Source organism: Eisenbergiella tayi (assembly GCF_001881565.1).
Classification (GTDB): Bacteria; Bacillota; Clostridia; order Lachnospirales; family Lachnospiraceae; genus Eisenbergiella; species Eisenbergiella tayi.
The window spans coordinates 1-10,283 of record NZ_MPDJ01000022.1 but is presented as its reverse complement, the minus strand read 5'-3'; the positions used below and the strand labels follow the sequence as shown (position 1 = coordinate 10,283).

10 protein-coding genes, 1 pseudogene and 1 riboswitch are annotated in these 10,283 nt (G+C 46.3%); all 11 genes and pseudogenes read right to left on the bottom strand.

The annotated features are described in order from the left end of the window. Positions 1–510, bottom strand: a 510-nt coding sequence (locus BLA28_RS33015) for an alpha-L-fucosidase (protein ID WP_207650809.1), incomplete at its 3' end; no start/stop codon positions are given. A 26-nt stretch (positions 511–536) separates the two neighbouring features. Further along, the gene (locus tag BLA28_RS33010; RefSeq protein WP_069157375.1) at positions 537–1,430 is read right to left on the bottom strand and encodes a carbohydrate ABC transporter permease; all 894 of its coding nucleotides are present in this window, start codon (positions 1,428–1,430) and stop codon (positions 537–539) included. 13 nt (positions 1,431–1,443) lie between these two features. Beyond that, on the bottom strand, positions 1,444–2,361 hold the full coding sequence (locus BLA28_RS33005) for an ABC transporter permease (RefSeq protein WP_069157075.1): 918 nt from the start codon (positions 2,359–2,361) through the stop codon (positions 1,444–1,446). Between the two features lie 76 nt (positions 2,362–2,437). Continuing rightward, the gene (locus BLA28_RS33000) at positions 2,438–4,003 is read right to left on the bottom strand and encodes an ABC transporter substrate-binding protein (protein WP_069157074.1); all 1,566 of its coding nucleotides are present in this window, start codon (positions 4,001–4,003) and stop codon (positions 2,438–2,440) included. A 169-nt stretch (positions 4,004–4,172) separates the two neighbouring features. Then, complete coding sequence (locus BLA28_RS32995; protein WP_069157073.1) at positions 4,173–4,916, bottom strand: response regulator transcription factor; 744 nt, start codon at positions 4,914–4,916, stop codon at positions 4,173–4,175. Continuing rightward, complete coding sequence (locus BLA28_RS32990; protein WP_069157072.1) at positions 4,894–6,576, bottom strand: sensor histidine kinase; 1,683 nt, start codon at positions 6,574–6,576, stop codon at positions 4,894–4,896. Before BLA28_RS32990 ends, BLA28_RS32995 begins: the two co-directional genes overlap by 23 nt. A 228-nt stretch (positions 6,577–6,804) precedes the next feature. Beyond that, positions 6,805–7,143, bottom strand: a complete 339-nt coding sequence (locus BLA28_RS32985) for an energy-coupling factor ABC transporter substrate-binding protein (protein WP_069157071.1) — start codon at positions 7,141–7,143, stop codon at positions 6,805–6,807. Positions 7,144–7,182: 39 nt separating this feature from the next. After that, positions 7,183–7,926 (bottom strand): energy-coupling factor ABC transporter permease, encoded by a 744-nt coding sequence (locus tag BLA28_RS32980; protein ID WP_069157070.1) that lies wholly within the window; start codon positions 7,924–7,926, stop codon positions 7,183–7,185. Then, the gene (locus tag BLA28_RS32975) at positions 7,923–8,777 is read right to left on the bottom strand and encodes an energy-coupling factor ABC transporter ATP-binding protein (RefSeq protein WP_016360213.1); all 855 of its coding nucleotides are present in this window, start codon (positions 8,775–8,777) and stop codon (positions 7,923–7,925) included. Before BLA28_RS32975 ends, BLA28_RS32980 begins: the two co-directional genes overlap by 4 nt. Before the next feature lie 91 nt (positions 8,778–8,868). Next, positions 8,869–9,630: a cobalt ECF transporter T component CbiQ gene (cbiQ, locus tag BLA28_RS32970; RefSeq protein ID WP_169897332.1), complete on the bottom strand. Its 762-nt coding sequence runs from the start codon at positions 9,628–9,630 to the stop codon at positions 8,869–8,871. Between the two features lie 140 nt (positions 9,631–9,770). Next, positions 9,771–9,968: riboswitch (cobalamin riboswitch) on the bottom strand. A gap of 113 nt (positions 9,969–10,081) precedes the next feature. Continuing rightward, a pseudogene (locus tag BLA28_RS33940) lies at positions 10,082–10,283 on the bottom strand (alpha-L-fucosidase); the annotation flags it as partial.

The following is a 10,283-nucleotide window of genomic DNA, read 5'->3' as shown; positions in this document are numbered from 1 at the left end:
TTTCAGCTCCAGGGCATTTTCCCAGAAAAGGCTGGGCATAAAATAGCCCGGAAACCGCCAGTCAAGCGGCGAATAATAAAATCCCACCTTAAGCCCTTCCTCCCGGCAGGCTTCCACATACTCCTTTACGAAATCACGGTGTGCAGCACTGTTCATGGCATTGAACCTGCTGCATTTGCTGTCAAACAAACAAAAACCGTCATGATGCCGTGTTGTCAGTACCATATATTTCATCCCTGCATTTTTGGCAGCCTTTGCCCATGCACGGGCATCGAATTTACCGGCTTCAAAATCTCCTGCCAGTTTCTCATACTCCCTGACATCCAGGCTTTCACTGAATAAAACCCACTCCCCTTTTTCCAACATGGAATACAGCCCCCAGTGGATAAACATGCCAAATTTGGCATCCCGAAACCACTGCATTTTTCTTTCATCCTGTCTGTTCACCTTTTCCGGCACATATGTTTCCCGTGCCCGCTCAAAAGACTTCATTTCCTCAATTGTTTTCATTCATTTCTCCTTTTCAAAATACCCTGTCAGCCTTTAACCGCCCCAACCGAAATTCCCTTGATAAAATATTTCTGCATAAAGGGGAATACCACCAGAATCGGCAGCAGGCCCACAATAGCAATTGCCATCCGGACGGTTTCCTGCGGAATCCCTCCTCCGATACTGGACAGGTTGATATTGCTGTTCGCATTTTTGGACAGAAATTCAATATTTTTTATCATGTTATTCAAAAGCTGCTGTACACTGAACAGCTTTGAATCCGTCACATAATACAGCCCGTTCATCCAGTCATTCCAATATCCGAGACCTATAAACAGGCCTATTGTCGCAATAATAGGTTTGCAGAGCGGCAGTGCTACCTGACCGAAAATACGGAACTCCGTGGCGCCGTCAATCTGAGCCGCCTCACTCAATGCGGCAGGCATATTGGACTGAATATAAGTACGGGCAAGAATAACGTTAAAGGCATTCATTAAAAGTGCCGGTATAATCAATGCTCCCACCGTATTTTTCATATGCAGATAACGGGTGTACATGATATAGGTGGGTACCAGCCCTCCATTGAACAGCATGGTAAAGAACAGGTAAAATGCAAGAAACGTCCTGCCCGGAAATTCCTGGTGTGCCAGGACATAACCATAGAGCAGCGTCATCATCGCTCCTGTGACTGTACCGATGGCAGTCACCATAAGTGTAACACCATATGCCCGGAAAATCTGCCCCTTTTCATTCCATATGTACCGATATGCTTCCAGGCTGAATTCCTTCGGCCAGAATGAATAGCCATGCATTACTATCTCATTATTGCTGGTAACAGATGCCATTAGCAGCAGAATCAGCGGTATGACCATAACCAGTGATATTAGCGTCATCACTATTGTCAGTATTAACTGATACCGTCTTTCTTTATTTCCAACCATATTTCCCTCCTGATTAAAATAATGCATTCTCAGCGCTGTATTTTCTGGTAATGTAATTGGCTGCCAGCACCAGAATAAATCCTACAAGCGACTGATATACGCATGCCGCAGATGACATGCTGATATCCCCCAGTTCGATCAAACCGCGATACACATAGGTATCTATTGTATTGGTAGCATTAATCAATGCTCCCGAATTCATCGGCACCTGATAAAACAATCCGAAATCCGAATAAAAAATTCTCCCGATACTCATAAGAGTCAATGTAATCACTGTCGATTTCAGAAGAGGCAGAGTGATAAACCGGATTTTACTCCATCTGGTGGCGCCGTCAATCTCCGCAGCCTCATACATTTCCTGATCGATTCCCAGTATTGCCGCAAGATAGATGATCGAAGAATATCCCGCCCCTTTCCAGCAGTTGATAAAAATTAAAATTCCCGGCCAGTATTTTGGCTCTGTGTAAAAGGAAACCGGTTCCTTCCCTGCCGACGCCAGGCTTCCGTTAATAAATCCCGTACGTCCGCTCAGGAATGCATAGGTCAGATAGCTGACAATGATGATAGAAATCAACGATGGAATCAGCACACAGGATTGAAAAAGCTTTACCTTTGACTTGCTGCGGATTTCACTCAGAAGAATGGCAATCAAAATCGCCGTAAAGGTATTGACCGCAATGAATGCCACATTGTAAAAAATTGTATTTCTTGTGACCAGCAGTGCATCCGGTGCTTTGAACAGGTACTCAAAGTTGGAAAACCCCGCCCAGTCGCTTTTCAGAATACCCTTTGCAAAATTCAGGTTTTTAAAAGCGATCACAATACCAAACATGGGTATGTAATTATTAATCAATAGATATAAGAATCCCGGCAATACCATGATATAGAGCGGCAATGCCTTGCGGAAAGCCTTTCTTTTTTTACTATTCATATTTATGTTTCCCTCCGGTAAAGAATAAGCAGCCAATCAATAACGATATTAATCGACTGCTTATAAGCATTACTGTTTACTTTTTCTCAGCTAACCAGGCATCTGCCTGTGTCTGCATTTCAGAAATAACATTCTCAATCCCGGCCGCTTTCAGTTCTGCATTAAATGCGTTCAGAGAATCTGCCGGTTCTGCGTCACCATTCTCAATAATCGCCTTGTATTTTTCTGTAACGTTGCTTATTGCCGTAATTTCATTTTTCACTTTTGTTGTATCAAAGATGAATCCATACAGCGGAGAAAGCGCCGCCGTATCATTAAACTCGGAATATTTTGCGAATACATCCTCCGGATCTGTCTCCCATGCATATCCGACCGCCGCATTTCCGGAAAGCCACATTTCATTGCCCCAGCCCACATTGGAACCATTAATTCCTTCCGGATAACCGGCAATCCCTTTTGCCGCATCCTTTACTTCATAATCCACGCCTTCAATTCCATAACGGAACAGGTTCTGGAAATCTGCGTTGGTATACAGAAGATTCAGTACTGCCAGCGCCTTCTGGGGATGTTCACACTGTCCTGCAACCACCCATTCTATAAAATTGACAGATTCCGTGGACAGCGACTTCTCCGTTATCGGAATCGCAGCAATGTTCATGCCTGTATTCATGGTCTCCTGTGTTACAATACCCGGATGATAATTGCCGAAGTATCCAAATGCATTTCCCGCTTTCAGAATATCCTGCCTGGGTGTGCTGTTTGTGGTGGAATCAGGCATAAAGTATCCCTTTTTATTCCATTCATAAGCCGCCTCCGCCATTGCCCTGTATTGTTCCGTATCATAAGTATTTATGATCGTCACGCCGTCCGAAGGATCATCTTTCATATCCACACCAACGCCTGCGGCAATCACATCGAACTGTCCTTTCACATAATTCAGGAAGCATCCGCTTGTAAGGTCTGACGGAATCAGCGGATACATATCCGGATGCAGTTCATGCACCTTGCTTATTACCTTCTCCACATCCTCCATAGTCTTGATATCCTCCGCCTGAAAACCGGTCTCATCCAGAATGTCTTTCCTGCAGATAAGGCCTGCCTGTGCAGCCATATCACGGTAATTCGGAAGGCCATACAACGCTCCGTCAAAATAGCAGGCGTTAATGTATCTCTCCATCGTCTGATAAGCTTCCGGTGCATAAACTTTTATGTCCTCCGAAATATCATACAGCTGGCCTCTTTGCCCGGCTTCTCTGATACCGCCGATACCCATGAAGATATCCAGTTTTTCCCCGCTGGACAGCATCAGATTCAACTGATCTCCATAAGCCCCCCACTCAATTATCTGCAGCTTCACCTTGGCATCGGCTTTCTGGGCAATCATTTCATTCATTGCATCCTCTACCTCCTGCAGGCTGGCGGGGGAAGCGTTGGAACCAGGCCATACCATAAGAATTTCCGACATTTCTCCGTCCTTTAAAACAGCATCCGCCGCATTTGCTTCCTGATTCGCTTCCTCTCCGGTTACCGTTTCAGCCGCCGGTTTATCGCTTCCGGAATTTGCGGAAGAGTTTCCACAGCCCGTTAATGCAGATACTGCCATGGAAGCTGCCAGTAATATTGTGATTAATTTCTTTTTCATATTCATCCTCCCAGTTTTCATTTGCAACAGCCGCTCTTGCTTTGACATATTAATCATAAGTTCCGGGCCGCATTTTTTCAATTTCAATATCGATGCATTTCATAACAAAATCGACTTTTATGCTAAATAAAAAGCATCTGCACCATCAGTCACAAATGCTTTTCCCTCATTATTCCCTCTCATGCCTGGCGCGGTATTCTCTTGGCGTCAGAGAAGTCAGTTTCTTAAAGATCTTGGCAAAATAAGCCGGTGAGTCATAACCTATCTGTGCACTGATATCGGCTATGGAAAGATTTGTTTCCCTCAGCAGCTTCTTTGCCATAATAATCCGGTATCTCTGTATATATTCCATCAGGGTATAGCCTGTACTTTTTTTAAATTCCCGGTTTATGTAATCTCCATTCATATGCACAAGCGATTCAATATTCCTGTACGTAATAATTTCGTTATAATGCGCTTCCAGATATCCCCTGACACATTTTACGGGATCTGAAATTTCCCTGTCCTTTTCCTTATCCGAAACAGCTGATGCCGCCATATTTTCCTCAGCCCGCTCAATCGCGGATCTTACCACGCTCTCCAGTTCTTCAAATGCTACCGGCTTAAGCAGATATTGATAAACTCCAAGAGAAATGGCACTCCGTGCGTAATTAAAATCCGGATACCCGGTCAAAATGATGCAGATAACCTCAGGATACATATCCTGCATCCATTTTATCAGCTCAAGCCCGCTTTCCCCGGGCATTTCTATATCACAGATCATAATATCAATTTCTGATGAAGCCAGTATATCTCTCGCTTCATCCGCATTATAGGCTACAAAAATTTTCTGTATCCCTTCCTTTTTCCAGTCAATGGCTTTCTCCATAATCTGTATCATTGTTAATTCATCATCTACCAGAAGTAATTTCATTTTCCGATTCCCCATTCCATATCATAAGCGGCAGCAGCAAGGTAACTACCGTATTCCCAGGCGCACTCTCTATCCGCATATCTGCAGTCTCTCCAAAAAACACGCGTATTCTTTCCTTCACGTTCTGGATTCCGATATGTTCGCCGCCCTTTTCAATTGATTCATTCCTCTCCAGTTTTTCCAGAATTTCCTGTTTGAAACCTATACCATTATCCTTAACCGTGATCTGCATTTTCTCCGTTTCCACGGTTGTCACTGCCACTTCAATCTGAAGAAGAGGGATCCGCATAATGTTATGCTTCAGGCTGTTTTCAAAAAATGTCTGGATCAGAAGCGGCAGTACCGCCTGCTTTTCCAGCCCCGGCTCTACGAAAATCTTCGCCTCAAACCTGTCCTGATACCGGTATCTCTGGATTTCCATATAGCTGTCCAGGCATTTCAGTTCTTCTCCCAGCAGGACAAAGGTCCCTTTCTGCCCCAGAAGATAGCGGAAGTACCTTCCGCAGGCAAGCGCAAGCTTCTGAATGGATGCACAGTCCTTCATCTGCGCCATACCATAAAACAGATTCAGTATATTGGTATAAAAATGGGGCTTTATCTGGATTCTCAGATAGTTGCTGTTGATCCTCTGTTTTTCCAGTTCTTTCTCATAAACCTGTATTTTTAAATGCTCAATCTGATCCGCCATAGAGTTATATGTCTGATACAGATTATCAATCTGTGAATTATCATTTACGACCGGAAGCCTCACATCCATATCTCCGCCGCTGTAATTTTCCATTGTTGTCCGCAGCAGTTCCAGCGGTTCGAATACATTTCTGCTCTGCCTCCCCAAAACCATAAAAATCAGAAGAACGGCAAACAGCATGGCTCCCATCAGAATAAGCACACCCGTTCCCTTACTGCTGTACAGCCTTGCACTCCCGACTGTCACACGGATTCCCACATTTGTATAATCCAGAACCTTATCGTAGGAAATTGTCGCCTCTCTGTGAGGAGTACCTTTCTGTGCAACTGTATTTCCGGCATTGTCCACCATTTCCAGGACCCAGTTTTCTTCCTTGTCATACAGTCCTTCTAATATATGGTTTATCGAATACAAGCTTCCTATATAACCATTTTCCATATGGTAAATCTTCAGAAGACAGGGCGTATCCTGCACATACAGCACATTCCATTTATCTGCGCTGGCAATCATATTATTGGAAATATAAGCAAGTACATTTTCTTTTATACTCTGCCACCGCAAATAGGAGGTATCTTTTTCATCCACGGAAAAATAAATATTTCTTTCCGGGACGCAGACAAAGGTCGTGAGCTCATATCCCTGCCGTGAATTCATATTGGCAATCTGGGATCGCAGCTGCAGTTTTGCCGTTTCTACAGTAAGCTTATCATCCGAACTGCACAGCTGTCCATATAAGGAGCCGGTTTCAATACTCACAAAGCTTAACATCATCCTTGAGGTTTCATTCAGCTTGTTTTCCCAGAACAATCCATAGCTGTCAATCGTATTCTCAAACAACTCCTGCGCCCGCTTCCCATCTTTATGAATCAGAAATAAACTGCTTATCTCTATAATTAAAATAGCGGCGGCCATTACCGTCCCCATTGACCAAAGCACCTTTTTAAAAATGGATCTTTTACGTTCTTTCCGCATACGATATCCTTCTTACTGAAATTCATTTTATAACATAATATCTCTATTATCAGATGAATTCAAGGAAATCCGGCCACTATCCTTTTCCGGCACCAAAAAAGAGCCTGAAACAGGCCGTATGCAACTGCTGAAGCATAATCTTATCCGCATTCGCACACTCTTATTCCTGTTTCAGACTCTTGTTTCTGCCGGCTTACAAGATAAATACAGCCATTTTTATGCCGCCCGTCAGGCGCCCTGTCCGGCCTCCTGCTCCGTATCCTGCTCCCGGCTCCATTTCTTGCGTTCCACCATCCTGCCCATAAGGAAAGCGATGATTCCCACACCTATGGCTGTCTGGACACAAAACAGAAGACTCTCTATTTCACCGGGGATCTCCCCATTCAGAGCGGTTTCAAAAACCGGTGTGAACCAGGGTTCGTAATCTCCTGCAATCTCCTCGATTTTCTGGCTCCCCGCATCATCGGAACCGCCGAATTCCGCCCCTTTTAAGGCAAAGGGAGGGATTACTACTATTAAAATTGCAAGAACGATCAGTACAATCGCTATCTTGGTATCCTTTTTCATTTTTACTCCTGTCTGCACGCTTCTGCGTGCGCCTTTATCCTATGCTTTGAAAAAGCCGATGGATTTCAATTCCGGCTTCGCATAATTTTCCAGCGCCATCATGATCAATACGGTCAGAATCCCTTCCACAACAGCCAGAGGCAGCTGTGTTGGCGCAAATATCCCCAAAAATTCCAGTGCGGATGCAAACACGCCGCCGTGGGTGCTGGGGAAGGCCAATGCCAGCTGGATGCTGGTCACGCAATAGGTAAAAAGGTCGCCCAGGAAGGCCGCCAGAAAAATGCCGGCCATCTTGTTTACCTTACATTTACGGCACAGAAGGTATATCCCGTATGCCACAAAGGGGCCTGCTATCGCCATGGAAAAGGTATTGGCCCCCAGAGTGGTCAGGCCGCCGTGGGCCAGAAGGATTGCCTGGAATAAAAGGACAATGATTCCCAGTATACTCACCGTGCTTGGCCCGAACAAAATGGCCCCCAGCCCCGTCCCCGTCATATGGGAGCAGCTTCCCGTCACCGACGGGATTTTCAGTGCGGACAGTACAAATATGTATGCGCCCGCCATAGCCAGCATGGTAATGGCTTTTCTGTTCTCCTGAAACTGTTTTCTGATATTGAAAAAACCCTTTACCAGAAAAGGCAGGCAGATAACGCCCCACGCGATACAGTATCCCACAGGGAGATACCCCTCCATAATATGCATGGCGTTTGCTGCCGGGTATATCGCAAAGGATACCGCAAATGCGATACTCAGTTTCAGCACCTTCTTTTGTTTCTCTGTCATATCAGCTCTCCTCTCTCATTCCGGCAGTCTGCAATTCTCTGCGCTGCCTGCTGTGGTGTTGCCGGATAATTTCCATCATCCGCCGCCAGCCCCTTTTGTATCAGGGCTTCCCAGATCACCATGATGGAAGGCTTCTTCAAATGCGCCTGTTCCATCACGTCAGTCTGCATAAATATTTCAGCCGGCGTTCCGTCCGCAATCATATTCCCGTCACAAAAGACAAGAATCCTGTCCGCAAAACGCCAGGCGAAATCCACATCATGGGTTGCTATCAGCATCGTTTTCCCATCTTCATGAAGCTTGTTCAAAATATCCTCCACCTTTTGGGCATTCACCGGATCCAGGGCCGCCATGGGTTCGTCAAAAATAAGCAGTTCCGGTTCCATCGCCAGAATATCGGCAATGCTTACCCGTTTCTTTTCCCCGCCGCTGAGATAATGGGGCGCCCGTTTCTGCAGTTCTTCCAGCTGCAGATAGGAAACGGCGCTGTCCACCCGTCTGATAACCTCCGCCCTGTCCAGCCCCAGGTTCATAGGCCCGAAGGAAATTTCCGCGCGTACATTGGAGGCGATGATCTGGCTGTCCGCATCCTGAAACACAAAGCCCACCTGTCTGCGCAGCAGTCCCATGTCCTTTTTCCCGATTTTCCGTCCGTTCAGGAAAATTTCTCCTGCATCCGGCTTTAAAACCCCGTTCAGATTCAGGAAAAAAGTGGATTTTCCCGCTCCGTTAGAGCCCATCACCGCTATCTTTTCTCCATGGCGGACGGTGAGGCTGATATTCTTTAATACGGGTTCTTCCTCGTAGGTAAAGGACAAATCCTTCACCTTCAGTAATTCCTCTTCCCTCATCCGTTCCCTTTCCCGGCCGCTGTTCCCGGCCTTTTGTCCTCTGTACCGGCCGTCTCATTCCATCCGGCAATCCGAAAGCATACCTGAATTCTTACAGCACACATCCCAGCACGATTACCGTCAGAAGGTAAACCCCCGTAAATACCAGCTGGCCCGGGGCCGGGGCCGTTTCCTCCGTAAGGAATTCCAACCGTCCCTCATATCCCCTGGAAAGCAAGGCGTCGTAATAGGTTCCCGCCTTTTTCAGGGACACCAGGAACAAATTCCCGGCAACCAGTGCAAAGCTCCTGCAGGACTGCCGGAAGGTTACATATCCAAAACGGGCCTTTGCCGCTGTCTGCATCTGATCCGCGGCATCGATCAAGATAAAAATATACCGGTATATCAGGTTCATCAGCTCCACCAGCAGGGAAGGCAGGTGAAGCTTCTGCAGAACGAGCACCAGCTGATTGACCGGCGTGGACAGGGACAGCATATACAACGCGCTGATTCCCGCCATGGCTTTCAGGAATACGGCTCCCGCCAGCAGAAGGCTGCTGCGGTAAAAACACAGATAAAAAAAGAATATGTGCAGATTCCAGTCCCCCAGCGGGCTGCGGCCAAATTCCACCGCAATGGCAGCTCCGCTCATGATGACAAAAGCCAGAGGTACGGAAAGGAAATGCAGATAGGCCTTTCCCGGAATTTTCCCCTTTATCAGCGTCAGCAGACTCATGGTCAGCAGAACGAACAGGGAAACCGCCGGCTTATCAAGCGCTATGGTCAGGCACAGCGTCCCCACGGCCAGCAGCATCTTCAGCCCCGCATTCCAGCCGTTCATTCCTGAATGGTATGCATAATAATCAATTTTCATGTTCTCTTTTCCCTGTAAACGGCAAGACATAAAAAAAACTGCCTGTACCACAGATATCCCTTCCTGCGTGTACAAACAGCCGACACAAATAAGCTCCCCAAAGGAGCTCATTTCATAAGTACCTGTCCATCGCAGTTCTTATAAAGCCTGATAAAAAGGCAGGTCTTCTGACTTAAGCATTTTCGTATTTTCCGTCTTCCCGTTTACACAGTGACTGCCCTGCGGCCTGAAAATACTACGCTATTACAGCGACGGGATCGTCCGGGATTCGCACCCGGTTCCCTATTATCCCGATGCGCCTTCCGGCAGTATCGGGCACCTTTTTATCCTATGTTTTCCAAAGTATAACATTAAGCGGAGAAATGTTCAATGGGGAAAAGGGGAAAGATTATTGTTTTTGTGCGTGTTGGGTTCGTATAAAAAGCGTGAGTGGTATAAGAGACTGCATCCATTATCGGGTAAAACACAGCAAAGCGATCTTTCCGTAATTGTGCATCAGTTGCAAAAGCGGATCAGGGCATTGGTGTTTCAGCTCCAGGGCATTTTCCCAGAAAAGGCTGGGCATAAAATAGCCCGGAAACCGCCAGTCAAGCGGCGAATAATAAAATCCCACCTTAAGCCCTTCCTCCCGGCAGGCTTCCACATACTCCTTT